This is a genomic window from Streptomyces graminofaciens, from assembly GCF_030294945.1.
Taxonomy (GTDB): Bacteria; Actinomycetota; Actinomycetes; order Streptomycetales; family Streptomycetaceae; genus Streptomyces; species Streptomyces graminofaciens.
This window is the reverse complement of sequence record NZ_AP018448.1, coordinates 6,006,565-6,024,605: the sequence shown is the minus strand read 5'-3', so window position 1 is coordinate 6,024,605 and position 18,041 is coordinate 6,006,565. Positions and strand designations below refer to the sequence as shown.

Sequence of the window (18,041 nt, the reverse complement as noted above, 5' to 3'; positions counted from 1 at the left end):
TTGCGCTGGTGCCCCCGGCAGGATTCGAACCTGCGACACCCGCTTTAGGAGAGCGGTGCTCTATCCCCTGAGCTACGAAGGCGGGGGCTTGTGGAAACCTTGCTGAAAATCCAGGCGTCGGATTTTCGACGAGGAGCACAAGCCCGCTGGTCAGACGTAGTGCGACGCTCTCCGCACAGTCACCTGAGCAGACAGTGCGACGTACCAACGGCCGACCAGGGACAGCCTAGCGGATGCGCGCCAGCGACTGTCCTCTGTATGGAGGCAGGAGAGCGGGTCGGCGAGCCGGAGTGCCTCTGAGCTGCGGCTTCTGTGGCCTGTAGCGAATGATTGATGGGCGTTCTGGGGGCGGAGGTCAAGGGCGATTGGACCGTTCTGCTCCATGCGTCAGCTTGTGGTGCCACCGGGCGCTGTCTTGCCGGCGTCTGGCACGGCACGTCGTCCCTTGTTCCGGGAGGCCGGGGCTTCTTGCGATGCGCGCGGGCCGGAGCTCACTTGCCGTTGGTGCGGTAGCTGGGACGTGTTGCGAAGGTAGATCTTGGGCGGACGATGATCAGCGATCGTGGGGCGTGATGTGCCCAACGGGGCGGTGGGCTCGGCTGGAGCCGTTGTTGCCGGGGGCGAGAAGCGGGAATGCCGGAGACCTGGTCCCGGGCGACAGTTGATCGCCGGAATACCTTGGTGGATCCGGACGGTGCACTATGGCGCGGCGTGACCCATCGGTACGGACTGTGGGACCGGGGCTGCGATCGTTGTTCCGGCGTCGGCATCGCAATGACGCGTGGAAGCGGATCCCCACTCGTTTGTGACCACACGTGCTGTCCGTCAGAGTGGCTGCAGGCAGACCGCTAAACACCATATGAGGGCCCAGGTGTTACTGCGAGACTTGAAGCTGCTGGAGTCGACGACTGCCAGGAAATACTCCAGCTCACGCACTCCCATCAGTCCTCTCCCCTCATGCACCACGACGGCGCCGGTCGCCGCGCGTCACGTCACGCGGATGCCCTCGCGGTCTTCGAGGGCGCTGATCGCGGTGGCTGTGAGGCTGTGGGTGATGTGGCCTCGCATCAGCTGGGCGGCTTCGGCGGCGCGGCCGTTTACGATCAGGGAGACAAGCTGATGGTGTTCCTCAAGGTCCCGGGTGCGGGGTTCGTCACCGGGCGGGAGTTCGAGGCCGAGGCGCCGGTAGCGGTCGGACTTGTCCCACAGGTCGTCCAGGAGACGGATGAGGACGTCGTTGTGCGAGGCCCGGTACAGCGCCTGGTGGAAGGCGCGGTGGGCCATGAGTGCCTTTTCCCCCCATTGGCGGGTGACGGGGAGGAGCTTGTCGACGGCGGCCTGCATGGTGGCGATGTCGTCGTCGGTCCGTCGCTGGGCGGCAAGCTCGGCGGCGGTCGGGTCCAGGGACAGGCGGACCTCGAAGAGCTGGCGGGCCTCGTTCGAGTTCATGACGGAGACCCGGACGTCGCGGTGGGTTTCGACGGTGACGAGTCCCTCGCTGCTGAGACGGCGGATGGCCTCGCGCAGGGGCGTGATGCTCATGTTGAGGGACTCGGCGAGGTCGTACTGGGCGAGCCGTGACCCGGCAGGAAGAGTGCCGGAGAGGATCCGATCGCGGAGTTCTGCGTAGGCGAGGTCGCTCTTGCTGAAGAACAGGTTCTGTCCTGCCATAGCCCCCTGACCGTCCCTTTCCGGGGGTTCCCCACCCCTTGACAGCCCGCATCGGACCGGCTCAGTCTAACAGCCGTCACATCTTATAAGATATAAGGAAGGCTCCCCAGTGAAGATCACCAACGTCTACGAGGGCGTCGTTCCGATCAGCTCCTCGATCCGGAACGCCTGGATCGACTTCAGCTCCATGGATTGTTCGATCGTGGCGATCGAGAGCGACGTCATCCGGGACGGCAGGCCCGTGGTGGGCTACGGCTTCAACTCCAACGGCCGCTACAGCGCCGGAGAGATCCTGCGCCGCCGGGTCCTGCCCCGCCTCCTCGAGGCCGAGCCCGGCCGCCTGCTGGACGAGCAGGGCGGACTGGACCACGCCAAGGCCTGGGACGTGATGATGCGCAACGAGAAGCCCGGCGGGCACGGCGAGCGCTCGGTCGCGGTCGGTGTGGTGGACATGGCCCTGTTCGACCTGGCCTCCAAGATCGAGGGCAAGCCGCTGTACCGGTATCTGTCCGAGCGCTACGGCGACGGGCAGCCCGACGACTCCGTCTTCGTCTACGCCGCCGGCGGCTACTACGCCCCGGGCAAGACCCTCACCGACCTCCAGAACGAGATGCGCGGCTTCCTTGACCTGGGCTACGACGTCGTCAAGATGAAGATCGGCGGCGCCGACCTGGCGGAGGACCTGCGCCGTATCGAGGCCGTCATCGACGTCCTGGACGGCGACGGCTCCCGGCTGGCCGTCGACGTCAACGGCCGCTTCGACCTCGACACGGCCCTGGAGTACGGGCGGGCCATCGAGCCCTACGGGCTGTTCTGGTACGAGGAGATCGGCGACCCGCTCGACTACCACCTCAACGCCACCGTCGCCGAGCACTACACCGGCTCCATCGCCACGGGCGAGAACCTCTTCTCCCTCCAGGACGCCCGCAACCTGATCCGCTACGGCGGCCTGCGCCCCGACCGCGACACCATCCAGGTCGACCCCGCGCTCTCCTACGGTCTGGTGGAGTACCTGCGCATCCAGGACATGCTCCGTCAGCACGGCTGGTCCTCGCGCCGCTGCATCCCGCACGGCGGGCACCAGTTCTCCCTGCACATCGCAGCTGCCCTCAAGCTCGGCGGCAACGAGTCCTACCCGGGCGAGTTCCAGCCCACCGGCGGCTTCGCCGACGACGCCGTCGTCGAGAAGAGCCGCGTCGGCCTGACCGACACCCCCGGCATCGGCTTCGAGAGCAAGGCCGCCTTCTACAAGGTGCTGCGCGCCCTGCACAGCTGACCGCCCCCCACCGCGGACGCGCACGCCACCGGGTGGGCGCCGTCGGCCGACGCCGCCGGATACGGGCGCCACACACGAGAGCGGGGACGCCCGGGCCGTGTCGCGTCCCCCGAACCCCCACGGGACAGGGCTACACCCGATCGTCGTGCAAAGGAGCACCAACGATGACAAGCACCACCACCGTCGCCGGCCGCCCGCAGCGGTCACGGCTGAGCCGTCTCATACGGGAGCTGTGGTTCCAGGTCGTACTGGCCGCCGTTCTCGGCATCGCCGTCGGCATCCTCGCGCCCGGGCTGGGTGAGGACCTGAAGCCGCTCAACGACTGGTTCATCGCGCTGGTCAAGATGATCGTGGTCCCGGTCGTCTTCTGCGTGGTCACCACCGGCATCGCCTCCATGGACAACCTGCGCAAGGCCGGCCGGATCGGTGTGAAGGCGATCGGCTACTTCCTGGTGCTGTCCCTTGTGTCCATGCTGATCGGGCTGGTCGTCGCCAACATCTTCCAGCCCGGCGCCGGCCTGCACGTCGACCCCTCGTCACTGAACGCCGAGGAGGTGCCCAAGACCGCCACCGAGCACGCCACCTTCACCGGCTTCATCTCCTCCCTCATCCCCGCCTCCCTGCTGGGCGCGATCACCGGGGACGCGATCCTGGCCGCGCTGATGGTCTCGATCGTCTTCGGTGCGGCCCTGAACATGGCCGGCGAAGAAGGGGTACCGCTGACCCGCGGCATCAAGGCGCTGTCGGACGTCGTCTTCCGCATCGTGGGCTGGGTGATGCGGCTCGCGCCCCTGGGCACCTTCGGCGCCCTGGCCACCGTGGTCGCCACCTACGGCGCCGAGAGCCTCAAACAGCTCGGCTATCTCATCATCCTGTTCACCGCGACCTGCGTCGTCTACGTCCTGGTCGTCCTCGGCGCCATCATGCGGGCCTGCCGCCTGAGTCTGTTCGGCCTCATCCGCTTCCTCAAGGCCGAACTGCTCGTCGCCCTCAGCACCTGTTCCAGCGAGGCCGTCCTGCCCCAGCTGGTACGCAAACTGGAGATCCTCGGTATCGGCCGGCCCGTGGTCGGCATCGTCATCCCCTCCGGGTTCTCCTTCAACCTGGACGGCTCCGCGGTCTACCTCACGATGGCCTCCCTCTTCCTGGCCCAGGCCATGGGCATCGACCTGTCCTGGCAGCAGCAGCTGATCATGGTCGGCGTCATGATGCTCACCAGCAAGGGCACCGCCGGGATCGCGGGCGGCGCGTTCATCGTTCTCGCGAGCACCGTCACCGCGGTCGGCCACATCCCGCTCGCCGCCCTCTCCCTGATCGTGGGCATCGACCGCATCCTCAACGAGGGCCGCGTGTTCATCAATGTTCTCGGCAACGCCGTCGCCGCCATCGTGATCGGCAAGTGGGAGAACGACTTCGACACCGAACAGGCCCGCAGGGTCCTGCACGCCCGCACCACCACGCCGCCGCAGGACGAGTTGGACACCGCCAAGGTCAGCGCGGGCAAGTAGCCGTGCCCGTCGAGTGCGGTCATCCCTCGACCCCGTACACGTCACCCACCGGCGGCACCCTCCAGGCCGCCGCACACCAGGACGGATGAGGACCCTTCCAGTGAGCACGCCCGGCGTCGCCCACTCGATGACCATCCGCCTCGAAGCCCCGCGGCAGGCAATGCGGTTCTTCAGCAGACGGCCACTCTGGAGGCGCTGGGCGGTTCAGTCACCGCCCTCGCCGTCGTCAGCCGACCGACCGTCTCGAACGGTCCTTCCCTGAGATTCTCGACGACGTGCCCGGGCCCGGTACTCATCGTCCGGACGGCCACCTGGGACGTCGTCTCCGGGCCCCGGCTTCTGCCGTCTGCCACCTCGCCTGTACCCGTTCGGAAGCTGCCCCTCGACCGCGGCGGCGTCGAGGAACTCGCGCAAGGCGCCACGCATCGATACACCCTCGCGGACCTTGGGGTCCTCACCGGGTTCCGCGCAAGTGAATCACGTGCGGTCTACCTTCCATCCGGTAATTGACAGGGTACGAACGTACCTCTTAACGTACCCACATCCGGGGGCGACGCCGTCAGCTCAATGAGGAGCACCGATGCAGCACATATACGACATAGACGTCCAGGTCCCGATGCGTGATGGCGTAGCCCTCGCCGCCAACGTGTGGCATCCGGCCGAAGGGGCGGCCCCGACGCTGCTCGTGCGCCTGCCGTACGGCAAGGACGTGATGGGCTTCGGCCAGTCAGCCATCCCCGACCTCCTGACTCTGGTGGAGGCCGGTTACGCGGTGGTGGTGCAGGACTGCCGGGGCACCCACCGCTCGGAAGGCGAGTTCGTTCCGCATATGGCCGATCGGGCCGACGGCGAGGACACCGTCGCCTGGATCGCGGAACAGCCATGGTCGGACGGCACGGTGGGCATGTACGGGCCGTCCTACCTCGGGATGGTGCAGTGGGAGACCGCCGTGACCGGCGCTCCTGCGCTCAAGGCGATCGCACCGGCCTTCACCTCGATCGACAACTACGAGTCGCCCTGGTATGGCGCGGGCGGTGCGCTCTCACTGAGTCTGGTCACGCTGTGGAACGCCATGATGTACGCGGCCGATGCGCAGCGGTCTTTGGCGGCCGGTGAGGGCTCCGTGGACCAGGTGCAGCAGCTCGGCCAGGCGCTGCTGTCCGCCGAGTCACTCAACGAGGTGCTGCCGACGGCGGAGGTTCCGGTCCTAGCTGCGTACGGGAAGTGGTGGGACGACTGGATGGCCCACCCCTCCCACGACGCGTACTGGGACGCCATGGAGCTGACGCCCGAGCTCAAGAACGTCACCGTTCCGGCGCTCAACATCGGCGGCTGGTACGACCTCTACATCGGGCAGACCATCCGCACCTACACCACCGCCCGCCGACAGACGGGCACTGCGCAGGCGCGCGAGGGGCAACGGCTGATCATCGGTCCGTGGGATCACATGGCCACGACCGGCGTCTATCCCGACCGCTCCTTCGGCCCGCTGGCCAGTGCCCAGATGCTGGGCCTGACCGGTCTGCATGTGAAGTTCTTCGACCGCTGGCTGCGCGGCGACACCACCGCTCTGGACGACGTGGCACCGGTGAAGATCTTCGTGATGGGTATTGACCAGTGGCGCGACGAGCAGGAGTGGCCGTTGCCCGACACGCTGTGGACCGACTACCACCTCACCAGCGGCGGTCGTGCCAACACTGCTGACGGTGACGGCGCGTTGACCACCGAGCCACCGGCCGGCGTCGAGCACGACACCTACCTCTACGACCCGCGCCGTCCGGTTCCCTCGGCCGGCGGGGCATCCATGCCGGTGACACCGGGATTCTGCGGCCCGGTCGACCAGCGGACCGTCACCGGCCGCGACGACGTGCTGTGTTTCGCCACCCCCGTGCTCGAAGAGCCTGTCGAGGTCACCGGTCCAGTCAGCCTGACCCTGTTCGTCTCCTCCTCGGCGGTGGACACCGACTTCACCGCCAAGCTCGTCGACGTCTTCCCCGACGGCAAGGCGATCAACCTGTGCGACGGGATCCTGCGCACCCGCTACCGGGGCGGCCTCGCCACGGAAGAGCTGATGGAGCCCGGCACGGTCTACGAGATCACCATCGACATGACAGCCACCTCGAACGTGTTCCTTCCCGGTCACCGCATCCGCGTGGACGTCTCCAGCAGCAACTTCCCCCGCTACGACCGCAACACCAACACCGGCGGTGTCATCGCCCGTGAGAGCGAGGAGCAGATGATCCCCGCCGTCAACCACATCCATCACGGGCCGAACCACCCCAGCCGCCTGGTCCTGCCGGTCATCGACCGCAAGGACCAGCGATGAGCGCCGCCGACCGGGTCGCCGAACTGACCGAGACCTTCACGGCTCCGTCCCTGGATGTTGCCCGACTGCTGTGCGACCGGCATCCCGCCGACCGCACGGCGTTCACCGTGGTCGACAGCGCCGGGAAGACTTCCGCCCTGACCTTCGGCGAGCTCGCCGCGGAGTCGCACCGCTGTGCGCGGGCGTTGCAGGGGCTCGGGGTCGGTCCGGGCGACCGGGTGGCGACCCTGATGGGCAAGAGCACCGACCTGGTCACCGTCATCCTCGCGATCTGGCGGCTCGGCGCGGTCTACGTCCCGCTGTTCACCGCCTTCGCACCCCAGGCCATCGCCCTGCGCCTGGAAGGCGCCGGTGCGCGCGTCGTGGTCGTCGACCCGGACCAGCGCCACAAGCTCGACCCGGGCCCCGACATGCCGGACGACCCCCAGCGCCGCCTCGTCGTCACCGGAACCGGCGCGCAGCACGGTGACGCGTCGCTGGCCGATCTCGTCGCGGACGCGTCGACCGAGCCGGTGCCCGCCGTCCTCACGAGCGGGGACGGCCCGCTGGTGCACATGTTCACCTCCGGCACCACCGGCAAGCCCAAGGGGGTCATCCACCCTGTCTCCTACATCGCCGGATGGCAGGTTTACCTGGAGTACGGCCTTGGCGTCACCCGGGACAGCGTCTACTGGTGTGCCGCCGACCCCGGCTGGGCCTACGGGCTGTACTCCGCCATCGTCGCTCCGATGGCCGCCGGCATCCCCAGCCTGCTGCTGTCCGGCGGCTTCTCCCCCGAGACAACCTGGCGCACCCTCCTCGACCACCAGGTCACCGACTTCACCGCCGCCCCGACCGTGTACCGGGGACTGCGCTCCTCAACGGCGCCGGTACCGCAGGGACTGCGCCTGCAGCGGGCGTCCAGCGCGGGCGAGCCACTGACCCCCGAGGTCAACGAGTGGGCCCGCTCCGCGCTCGGCCTGGCCGTGCACGACCACTTCGGCCAGACCGAGGTCGGCATGCCCCTGGCCAACCACCACCACCCCGAACTCGCCCGCCCCCTCAAGGCCGGATCGATGGGCCGGCCGGTACCCGGCTGGAGCCTGACCGTCCTGGCCGACGACAAGGACGAGCCCGCCGGACCGGGCGTGCTCGGCCGGGTCGCGATCGACGTCACCGAAAGCCCGCTGATGACCTTCCGTGACTACCAGATCCCGGGTCAGGCCGGCGCCAAGTTCACCGCCGACGGCCGCTGGTACCTCACGGGCGACGCCGGCCGGGTCGACGACGACGGGGACTTCTTCTTCTCCTCCCGCGACGACGACGTCATCATCATGGCGGGCTACCGGATCGGGCCGTTCGAGATCGAGAGCGTCCTCGCGCAGCATCCCGCCGTCGCCGAGTGCAGCGTCATCGGCGCACCCGACGACGTCCGCGGCGAGGTCATCGAGGCATACGTCGTCCTCCGCGACGGCGGTGACGGATCACCGGAGCTGGCCGCTGAGCTGCAGCTGCTGGTCAAGACCCGCTACGCCGCCCACGCCTACCCGCGCACGATCCACTTCATCGACGCCCTGCCCAAGACACCCAGCGGGAAGACCCAGCGCTACCTGCTGCGCAGCCGTCGCCGCACGGAACTTTCAAGCCGAGAGCCACAGTGACCGACACCGTACCTCTCCTCGTCGAACAACGCGGCGCCGTCAGGTGGTTGCTGCTCAACCGCCCGGAGCGGCGCAACGCCCTCGACGCCGCACTCATCGAGGCCCTGGGCAAGGAGATCACCAGCGCCGAGGACGACCCCGCCACAGCAGTGATCGCCGTGGCGGGCAACGGGCCGAGCTTCTGCGCCGGCGGGGACTTCCACCAGTTCCTCCAGCTGCACGACCGCGGCGACAACCCGGTCGGCTTCCTGGCCGACGTATCCGCCTGCTTCAGCCGCATCGCGGCCAGCCCGAAACCCTGGGTCGCCGTCCTGCACGGTCACGCCGTCGCCGGGGGCCTCGAACTCGCGCTGGCCTGCGATGTCGTCGTCGCCGCCGACACCACCCTCATCGGCGACGGCCACCTACAGCGGCGGCTGGTACCGGCCGGCGGGTCCAGCGTCCGGCTTCCCGGCGCGGTCGGACGGGGCCTGTCGCGCTGGCTCCTGCTCACCGGCGAACTGCTGCCCGCCACCGAGTTCGCGCACACCGGCTGGATCCACGCGATCGTGCCCGAGGCCGACCTCGACGACACAGCCACCCGCGTCTGCCACCAGTTGGCCGACCGCCACAGCCCCGCCCAGCAACGCCTCAAGACACTCCTGCACCGCATCGACGGCATCACCCCCGAGCAGGCTCTGCGCGAGGAACTGGCCACCTTCGCCGACAACTGGACGGCGAGCTCGGTGGCCGACGCCCTGCGCGCCTTTCTCGCTCTCCGGACCACGAAAGCAGACAACAAGTGAACCGCTACCACGGACGGGTCGTCGCCATCACCGGGGCCGCACAAGGTCTCGGCCTCGCCATGGCGACCCGGTTCGCAGCGGAGGGCGCCACCGTCGCGCTGGCCGACGTCAACGAACAAGCCCTCACCGATGCCGCCGGGACCATCGCCGACACCCACGACCCGAAACTCCGCACCGACGTGATGGACGTGACCGACTCGGCCCAGGTCAATGCCTGGATCACCGGCATCACCGCCGATCTCGGCCGCCTCGACGTGCTCGTCAACAACGCCGGCATCATCCGCGACAACCGCGTCGAGGACATCACCGACGACGACTGGCACGCGGTCATCGACGTCAGCCTCACCGGCGGCTTCCACTGCGCCCGCGCCGCGTTCGGTCCCATGAAACGCCAGGGCTACGGACGCATCATCAGCTTCTCGTCCATGTCATGGCGCGGAAACTTCGGCCAGACCAACTACGTAGCCGCCAAGGCCGGCATCGTCGGCATGACCCGCACCCTCGCACTCGAAGGCGCCCGCCACGGCATCACCGCCAACGCCATCGCCCCCGGCCTCATCGAGACTCCGATGCTCGCCTCCATGAACGGCCCCGCACGCGACAAACTCACCAACAAGGTCCCGATGCGCCACACCGGCAGGCCCGAGGACATCGCCGAAGCCGCGGCCTTCCTCGCCAGCGAAGCCGCCGGCTACATCACCGGCATCGTCCTCGACGTCGACGGCGGCATCTCCATCGGATCCTCCATCCGGTAACCGCGAGCCCCGCGAACGAGTGACCCGTGAGAGGGAGTCGTCGAGGACGGTCACACAGCCGACCCGGTTCGCAGATGTGCAAACACACAGTGGTCACGAAACGGTCCTTGGGACCGGGAGGTACTGATGCAGGGAGTACTCGTCACCGCATTCGAGGGTCCTGATGCCCTGGTCGTACAAGAGCTTCCGGAGCCGGAGACCCGAGAGGGCCAGGTTCTCATCGACGTCGAATGGGCGGGTGTGGTCTTCCCGGACATCCTGCAGACTCGCGGGGAGTACCAGACACGTCCCGAACTGCCGTTCGTCCTCGGCTGGGAGGTGTCCGGAACGGTCCGCACGGACGGCGCCGGATTCCGCGCCGGTGACCGCGTGGCAGCCCTGCCGGTCACCGGTGGCTTCGCCCAGACCGTCGCTGTCGACGCAACGATGGTCTTTCCTCTCCCGGACAACGTCGACACCCGCCGCGGTGCGGCCCTGCCCCTTAACTACCTGACCGCGCATTTCGCGCTCGTCCACCGGGGTGCTCTCCGCCCCGGCGAGGTCGTCCTCGTCCACGGAGCCGCGGGCGGAGTGGGGAGCGCGGCCTGCCAACTGGCCGCAGCACACGGCGCGCGCGTCATCGCGGTCGTATCCACTGAGGAGAAGGCCGAACTGGCCAGGTCCGTAGGAGCACATGAGGTCATACGTGTCGGCGGATTCCTCGACGCAGTCAGAGCCCTCACCGACGGCCAGGGCGTCGACCTCGTGGTCGACCCGGTCGGTGGGGATCGCTTCCCGGACTCGCTTCGCGCGCTGCGGCACGGCGGGGGGCGCCTCCTCGTCCTGGGATTCGCGGGCCGGGGCATCCCCACGGTCAAAGTGAATCGTCTGCTGCTGACCAACACCTCTGTGCTCGGAGTGGGGATGGACGAGTACTGGCGACAGGATCCGGAGGCCGCCCGTGCCTGTTGGCGCGAACTCCGGCCCTTGCTGAAGTCCGGTCGGCTGGACCCGCCCCTCTCGTCCGTCTTTCCCCTGGAACAGGCGGCGGCTGCGCTGAAGCACCTGGACCAGCGAAGGGGCCTCGGCCGCACACTGCTGCAAGTCGGTGCCTGACGACGAGTCGCTCACGCGAACATTCCCCGTGGGTACGTTAGGAGGTACGCTGGTACCCATTCGCAAGGGGTCGGCTTCCGGCCCGGACGACCACTCGCCGCTTCAGGCGAAGATCCTCATGGGAGACTGCCGCGGTGACGGCCCAAACTGACTCGCGTGACCGACGCCCACGCCGAACAGCGCGCAGGCGCGTCGTCGACACACGCCGGCGGGACGAACTGCTGCTCCAGGCCGAGGCGATCATCCTGGCCGAAGGCTTCACCGCGGTGACCATGGACGAGCTCGCCCAACGGCTCGAGTGCTCCAAGGCGACGCTGTACAGCCTCGCCTCCACGAAGGAACAGCTGGTACTGGCAGTCACCCGCGCCTTCTTCCGGGAGGCGACCGCCGAGATCGAACAGGCTGTCCAGGCCGAGCCCGACCCCCGGCAGCGCATCCGCGTCTACCTCACCGGCGTCGGCACAGCCATGCGCCGGCACTCCCACGCCTTCTACGACGACATGGTCGGCTACGAGCCGACGGCGCAGATCTACCGCAAGAACTCCGCCGCCGCGGCGCACCGGGTCCACGAACTGATCGAAGAGGGCGTGCAGACCGGCGTCTTCCGCGCCCTCAACGGCCACTTCGCCGCCCACGTCGTAGCGGTCACCATCGACGCGGTCCAGTCGGGGGTCCTCCTGGAGAGGACCGGCCTGACCGCCGGCGACGCCTTCTCCGAGCTCGGCGATCTCCTGCTGGACGGGCTCAGCTCGGGGCAGGGCGCATCCGAGCCCCTTTCCACAACTGCGCGCTCGTCCAAGGACCAGGTGTCGACGCCCAGGTAAGCCCCAGGGAAGGGGCGCACCTCTCGGATCGTCTCCGCAGGCACCACCCCCTATCCAGACGACGTGCGCTGTCATTGTCGGACGGTCCGGCTTTCACCACATGAGGGTGTACATGGGCGGTGGGACCATGTGATCGTCAACGAGCCGCATCGACCGCTGGGCCTGCGGGGACGCCGGGCATTCCCACGCGTATCAACTGTCCTTGGTGGTGCCGCCGAAGGCGTGACACGGACAGCCACGCGCAGGGCGTGACGTACCGCGCGGCCCGGACCCGGCCGGGGAGCGCGCCGTCGCGCTCGCCGACGTCACCGCCGCCGAGTCGGGCGCGGACGCCCCGCGTCGGCGTTCCTTCGGCACGCACCCCGCGGGCCGCCTGGTTTCAGTCCGACCTTCCGCCGCCGAACGCACCTGCCGCCGAGGGGCCGTTGGCGGCCATCCTTTGGTGGCCTGAAGGTGCAGGTCAGGTAGACCCGCTCTGGGGGTTTCGTCCGGAGTGCGGGGCGGTCGGATCTTCCGCCTTCGACGATTGTCGCGAGCCCGCACATCCCCCGTAGGCGCCCGCTGGTCAGACGTGGTGCGAAACCCTCCGCGATCACTCGATCAGACCACGCGACGTACCGACGACCGACCGGGAAACGGCCTGGCGGATGTGCGCCTGTGCGTGTCGTCCGAGGGGCTTGGGCTGGGGTGGCTGGACCGTTCAGGGACCTCTCCATCAGGCAGAGACCGCCGATCCATGGATAAACCTTCCTCTCCCGCTCCTGCGCGGGCGCTTCTACGGTCGAGGCCGCAGGCGCTCACCCGCCCGCCGCAACGAAGGAGCGAGCCCCCTATGGAGAAGACATCGACGACCACGAGGCCGCCGACCGGCCTGGTGGAGACGGCCTTCACCGTCAACGGCGAGGAGGTGTGCCTCGCTCTGGATCCTCGTGAGTCTCTGCTGGACGTGCTGCGGGAGCGTCTCGTGCTGACCGGAACCAAGAAGGGGTGCGATCAGGGGCAGTGCGGTGCCTGCACGGTGCACATCGACGGCCGTCGCGTCGTGTCCTGTCTGACTCCGGCGGTCCAGGTCGCAGGACAGGACGTGACGACCATCGAAGGCGTCGCGGCCCCCGACGGCACACTGCACCCGTTGCAGCAGGCTTTCGTCGACTGCGACGCCCTGCAGTGCGGCTACTGCACACCTGGGCAGGTGATGTCCGGCCTGGCCTGCCTGGCCGAAGGCCACGCCGAGACCGACGGCGCCATCCGTGAGTACATGAGCGGCAACCTGTGCCGGTGCGGCGCGTATGTCGGCATCACCGCCGCCATCCGCCAGGTGGCCGACCAGGCCGCGCAGAGCGAGGTGTAGACGGTGCGCTCCTTCGCCTATGTGGTACCCGACAGCGTCGCCGGGGCCGTCGATGCCCTGGCCGCCGCCGAGCCGGGTACCAGGATCCTGGCCGGTGGCACGACCCTGTACGACCTGATGAAGCTCGGCATCGAGGCGCCGCCGGCCGTCATCGACATTCACCGTCTCGCCGAGCTGACCGAGATCAGCACCAGTGACGGCGAACTGTCGTTCGGTGCGGGAGCGAGAATGGCCGAGGTCGCCGACCATCCGGTCGTACGCCGTGACTATCCGGCGCTGTCGGAATCCTTGTGGCGGGCGGCGTCCCAGCAACTGCGCAACATGGCGACGGTGGGCGGGAACCTGCTGCAACGCACGCGATGCGGCTACTTCCGCGGCGGGGCGGAGTTCCCCTGCAACAAGAGGAATCCCGGCAGCGGCTGTGCGGCTCTCGAGGGACTCGACCGCACCCACGCGCTGCTGGGCACCAGTGACACCTGCATCGCCACCTACCCGGGCGACTGGGCCGTAGCCCTGATCGCGTTCGACGCCGTACTCGACGTGGTCGGCCCAGCAGGCGAGCGGACGCTGCCGCTCGGCGAACTGCACGTCGAACCGGGAGACAACCCCCTGCTCGAACACACCCTGGCTCCCGATGAGTTGATTCTGCGGATCCGCGTTCCCGCGACACCCGCCGGTCGCGGCTCCACCTATCACAAGATCCGTGACCGGGAGTCCTACGCCTTCGCCCTCACCTCGGCCGCCACCGCCGTGACGCTGGACGCCCAGGGAACGGTCACGGACTGCCGGATCGGTCTGGGAGGGGTCGCCACGCGCCCCTGGCGGGCGACGACAGCGGAACGCTCACTGATCGGCGAGCAACTCACCAGGGAAACCGCCCGCCGCGCGGGGGAAGTCGCCTTCGCCGGGGCCCGCCCTCCGCGCACCGGCGCGTTCCGAGTGGAGCTGGGCATCCGCACCGTCACTGACGCACTGCTCACCGCCGGGAAGCGAGCCGCCCGATGAAGACCCCAGACCTGCGCCGCGTCGACGCCCACGAAAAGGTCACCGGCAGCGCACGCTACGGCGCCGACCGCGTCCCGGCCGACCTGGCGTATGCCATGTTCGCCGTGGCCACGATCGGCAGGGGCCGCACCGTGGCCATCGACACGGCCGCGGCCGAGGCGGTCCCCGGAGTCCGTCTGGTCCTGACCCGGTTCAACGAGGACGAACTGCGCGGCCCCGGGTTTCTGATGGGTGGAGGCTTCGCCTTCCAGAGCCTGCAGCCGCTGCTCAGCGATGTCGTCGCCTACCGGGGACAGCCGATCGCGTTGGTCGTCGCCGACACCCTGGTCGCCGCCACCGAAGCGGCGGAACTCGTCCGGGCACGCTACGAGGCCGAGCCGTTCGCCGTCGGACTCGACGACGAAGGCGCCACCTCCGTCGTCCAGGAAGAAGCCCTGCCCTGGTTTCCCGACATCAAGGTGGGCGACGCCGAGAGCGCGTACGCGGCGAGCCCGGTGCAGATCGACGAGACCTACCTGCACCCGGCTCAGCACCAGGTCCCGATGGAACTGATCAGCTCAGTCGTGGAATGGCAGGGCGACAGGCTCGTGGTGCACGAGGGCACCCAGAACGCCGGCGCACTGCGCCACGGAGTCGCCACGCAGCTGAACCTCGATCCGGCCGACGTCGAAGTCATCTCGCCCTACATCGGGGGCGGCTTCGGATCCCGCAACGCGCTGCAGCCGCACATCGGGCCACTGGCGCTCGCCGCACGCAGGCTGATGCGTCCGGTCAAGCTGGTCGTTCCGCGCCCGCAGACGTTCCACGCCGGCAGCTTCCGGCCGGTCAGTCGTCATCGCATCCGGCTCGGCGCCGACCCGTCGGGACGGCTCCTGGCCGCCCTCCACGACGCGGAGCACCAGACGTCCCGCCACGACCTGTACCCCGCCATGTTCACGGAGATGACGTCGAGGCTGTACGCCGTACCCAACTTCGGGGGACGTCAGCGCCTGGTTCAAACCGATGTCCAGACGCCGGGATTCATGAGGGCTCCGATGGAGGGCCCGGCCAGCTTCGCCTTCGAGTCGGCCATCGACGCACTGGCCTACGCCACCGGCCAGGACCCCGTCGAGCTGCGGTTGGCCAACGACACCGCCACGGACCCGGTCACCGGGCTGCCCTTCTCCTCCCGCCACCTGGCCCAGTGTCTGACACGGGGTGCGGAGCGGTTCGGATGGGACAAACGCGATCCGCGTCCGGGGTCGATGCGTGCCGCTGACGGATCGTTCGTGGGCCTGGGCGTCGCTGTCGGCGCCCACCCGGTCCTGGTCGCTCCGGCCGTGGCCCGTATGTCCGCGGCGGCCGATGGCCGGGTGACCGTCGGCGTCGACGGCCACGAGATGGGGCAGGGCATCCGCTCGGCCATCGCTCTCCTGGTCGCGGAGGACCTCGGTGTTCCCGTGCGGGACGTCGTCGTGCAGGTGGGTGACACGCGCATCGCGCCGCAGCATCTCACCGCCGGTGCGTGGGGCACCGCGACGGCGTTGCCCGCGGTGCACAAGGCACTGCGCGAGCTGCGCAAGCAGCTCGGCACGGGCGACACCGGGACCGTGGATGTGGCAGCCGCGGTCCGAGCCACCGGAGGCGGGGCGACGGAGGTGGAGGTGACCTCCGTGGGACCGGGCCAGCCCCCCGAGATGCTCGACCGTTCACGGGCCGGCCTGTTCTCCGCCGCGGGTCCGGTCTTCCCGGACTTCACGGCCTTCAGCTGGGTCGCTCACTTCGTCGAGGTCCGCATCGAGGCCACGACACGGCGCATCAGTGTGCCCAGGGCGCTCTGTGTGGTCGACTGCGGCCGGGTCGCCAGCCCGGTCACCGCGGCCAGTCAGGTCCGCGGGGGCGTGACCTGGGGCATCAGCCAGGCGCTCCGAGAGTCGAGCGAGGTCGACCCGCGCTTCGGCGGGTTCCTCAACACCACGCTGGAGGAGTACCCCTTCGTGGTCAACTCCGACATACAGGAGATCGACTTCGACTTCATCGACGAGCCCGATCTGCTCCTCAACGACGTCGGTGTGAAGGGCCTCGGAGAGGTCACGATGATCGGCGCGGCAGCCGCTGTCGCGAACGCGGTCTTCCACGCCACCGGACAGCGCCAGAACCGGCTGCCCATCCGGATCGAGCACGTGATGTAGGCCGTCAACCCGTCAGGATGACTCCGGGCAGGAGTGCTCGGGTGGTGCGACCGACATCGCACCACCCACGGGATCACTGGAAATTCAGCCTCCCCGGAAATGCACATCCGGGGCTTGCCCGGGTGCCGTTCTGCACGGCGCAGGCCCCGTTCGCCAACGCGGTCTTCGATGCCACCGGCCTGTCCGGTAACCGGTCTCCCGCCCGGCTGCCGGACCCACCAGGGTCGCCGCCGCGTATGCACTCCCCGACGGCGCGGCGGCGACCCGCCCCACGCCCCGACGGCAAACCACGGAGAAGGACTCATGCTGAACATCGCGGACACACTGCACCGCTGGTGCCGCGAGGCACGCCCCTTCGCCCTGGCCACCGTCGTCGACGTCACCGGCAGCGCGCCCCTGCCCGTCGGTACGTCGGTCGCGGTGGACGAGGACGGCAACGCCGTCGGAAGCATCTCCGGCGGCTGTGTCGAAGGCGCCGTCTACGAACTGTGCCGACAGGTGCTACAGGACCGGGGCGCCCCGCAGCGCGCATGGTTCGGCTACTCCGACGACGACGCCTTCGCCGTCGGCCTGACCTGCGGCGGCGAACTCGACGTTCTCGTCCAGCGCATCGACCCCGCGACCCGGCCGCATCTCGCCGCGGCCCTCGCCGAGGTTGCCGGGGACCGACCCGCCGCCGTGGCACAGGTCGTCGACGGCCCCGACGGACTGATCGGCGCCACCCTGAGCGTTCTCGGCGACAGCTGGACCGCCGACGCGACGCTGGCCGCAGGGCCGACAGGCCAGGCGGTGGCGGACCGGGCCACAGCCCAGCTGCGGGCGGGACGCACCGCGGCCACCTCGTTCGGCGGGGACGCGGACACCTGCCCCGACCGGCTGTCCGTCCTCGTCCATGTGGCCGCGACCCGCCCCCGCATGCTGATCTTCGGCGCGGTCGACTTCGCCACCGCGCTCAGCCAGGCCGGCCGCTTCCTCGGCTACCGGGTCACCGTGTGCGACGCCCGCCCCGTCTTCGCCACCGCGGCCCGCTTCCCGCACGCGGACGAGGTCGTGGTCGACTGGCCGCACCGCTATCTGGAACGCACCGAGGTCGACGCCCGTACCGCCGTCTGCGTCCTCACCCACGACTCCAAGTTCGACATCCCCCTGCTGCAGCTGGCACTCGAACTGCCCGTCGGTTACGTGGGCGCGATGGGATCCCGCCGGACGCACGACGAACGCCTGCGTCTCCTGCGCGAGGCGGGCGTCGCGCAGGACCGACTGGCTCGGCTGCGTTCCCCGATCGGTCTCGACGTCGGTGCACGCACGCCTGAGGAGACGGCGGTCTCCATCACCGCGGAGATCATCGCCCATGCCAACCAGGGCACGGGCCTGTCCCTGACCCTGGGCACGGGCCCGATACACCGGCCGGGTCCCCAGGCAATCGACGAACATCGTGCCCTCAACCGGCTGGTGACGCCGTGACCTGGCACGCCCTCCGGGACGGCCCCTCCCACACAAGGACTGATCATGACGACCTTCGCCCTCGCCGAGGGCGGCGCCTGCGCCGTCCCCGGGCCCGCATCACTGGGCGGCCGGAACGGCTGTATCCGCGGCTCTGCCAGATCTTCGGGCACGCCGACAGCTGCCGGCCG

Annotated in this window: 13 protein-coding genes and 1 tRNA gene; 12 read left to right on the top strand and 2 right to left on the bottom strand. The window is 69.1% G+C overall.

All coding sequences use genetic code 11. The features are described from left to right. Window positions 1–6: 6 nt before the first annotated feature. Both SGFS_RS25755 and SGFS_RS25750 read right to left on the bottom strand, forming a co-directional pair. Window positions 7–82 (bottom strand) — tRNA-Arg (locus SGFS_RS25755). Between the two features lie 905 nt (window positions 83–987). Then, a complete protein-coding gene (locus tag SGFS_RS25750) occupies window positions 988–1,671 on the bottom strand; it encodes a GntR family transcriptional regulator (RefSeq protein WP_286253800.1) in 684 nt (227 codons plus the stop codon). 109 nt (window positions 1,672–1,780) lie between these two features. Between SGFS_RS25750 and SGFS_RS25745 the strand changes: the two genes are divergently transcribed. The 12 genes from SGFS_RS25745 to SGFS_RS25690 all read left to right on the top strand — a co-directional run bounded on the left by SGFS_RS25745 (window position 1,781) and on the right by SGFS_RS25690 (window position 17,871). Continuing rightward, complete coding sequence (locus SGFS_RS25745; protein WP_286253798.1) at window positions 1,781–2,947, top strand: mandelate racemase/muconate lactonizing enzyme family protein; 1,167 nt, start codon at window positions 1,781–1,783, stop codon at window positions 2,945–2,947. Window positions 2,948–3,111: 164 nt separating this feature from the next. Further along, window positions 3,112–4,455, top strand: coding sequence for a cation:dicarboxylate symporter family transporter (locus SGFS_RS25740; protein ID WP_286253797.1), 1,344 nt, complete (start codon window positions 3,112–3,114; stop codon window positions 4,453–4,455). A gap of 580 nt (window positions 4,456–5,035) precedes the next feature. After that, on the top strand, window positions 5,036–6,781 hold the full coding sequence (locus tag SGFS_RS25735) for a CocE/NonD family hydrolase (protein WP_286253796.1): 1,746 nt from the start codon (window positions 5,036–5,038) through the stop codon (window positions 6,779–6,781). Then, window positions 6,778–8,421 carry an AMP-binding protein gene (locus tag SGFS_RS25730; RefSeq protein WP_286253794.1) on the top strand — a complete coding sequence of 548 codons (1,644 nt, stop codon included), beginning with the start codon at window positions 6,778–6,780 and terminating at the stop codon, window positions 8,419–8,421. Before SGFS_RS25735 ends, SGFS_RS25730 begins: the two co-directional genes overlap by 4 nt. Then, on the top strand, window positions 8,418–9,206 hold the full coding sequence (locus tag SGFS_RS25725) for an enoyl-CoA hydratase/isomerase family protein (protein WP_286253792.1): 789 nt from the start codon (window positions 8,418–8,420) through the stop codon (window positions 9,204–9,206). The genes SGFS_RS25730 and SGFS_RS25725 overlap by 4 nt, the downstream gene beginning before the upstream one ends. After that, the gene (locus SGFS_RS25720; RefSeq protein WP_286253790.1) at window positions 9,203–9,961 is read left to right on the top strand and encodes an SDR family oxidoreductase; all 759 of its coding nucleotides are present in this window, start codon (window positions 9,203–9,205) and stop codon (window positions 9,959–9,961) included. Before SGFS_RS25725 ends, SGFS_RS25720 begins: the two co-directional genes overlap by 4 nt. A gap of 126 nt (window positions 9,962–10,087) precedes the next feature. Next, the gene (locus tag SGFS_RS25715) at window positions 10,088–11,056 is read left to right on the top strand and encodes an NADPH:quinone oxidoreductase family protein (RefSeq protein ID WP_286253789.1); all 969 of its coding nucleotides are present in this window, start codon (window positions 10,088–10,090) and stop codon (window positions 11,054–11,056) included. Between the two features lie 134 nt (window positions 11,057–11,190). Next, window positions 11,191–11,880: a TetR/AcrR family transcriptional regulator gene (locus SGFS_RS25710; protein ID WP_286253787.1), complete on the top strand. Its 690-nt coding sequence runs from the start codon at window positions 11,191–11,193 to the stop codon at window positions 11,878–11,880. A gap of 832 nt (window positions 11,881–12,712) precedes the next feature. Next, complete coding sequence (locus tag SGFS_RS25705) at window positions 12,713–13,231, top strand: (2Fe-2S)-binding protein (protein ID WP_286253785.1); 519 nt, start codon at window positions 12,713–12,715, stop codon at window positions 13,229–13,231. A 3-nt stretch (window positions 13,232–13,234) separates the two neighbouring features. Next, the gene (locus SGFS_RS25700; RefSeq protein WP_286253783.1) at window positions 13,235–14,236 is read left to right on the top strand and encodes an FAD binding domain-containing protein; all 1,002 of its coding nucleotides are present in this window, start codon (window positions 13,235–13,237) and stop codon (window positions 14,234–14,236) included. Beyond that, window positions 14,233–16,407 (top strand): xanthine dehydrogenase family protein molybdopterin-binding subunit, encoded by a 2,175-nt coding sequence (locus SGFS_RS25695; RefSeq protein ID WP_286253781.1) that lies wholly within the window; start codon window positions 14,233–14,235, stop codon window positions 16,405–16,407. Before SGFS_RS25700 ends, SGFS_RS25695 begins: the two co-directional genes overlap by 4 nt. A 303-nt stretch (window positions 16,408–16,710) precedes the next feature. Next, a complete protein-coding gene (locus SGFS_RS25690; protein WP_286253779.1) occupies window positions 16,711–17,871 on the top strand; it encodes an XdhC family protein in 1,161 nt (386 codons plus the stop codon). Window positions 17,872–18,041: the final 170 nt, after the last annotated feature.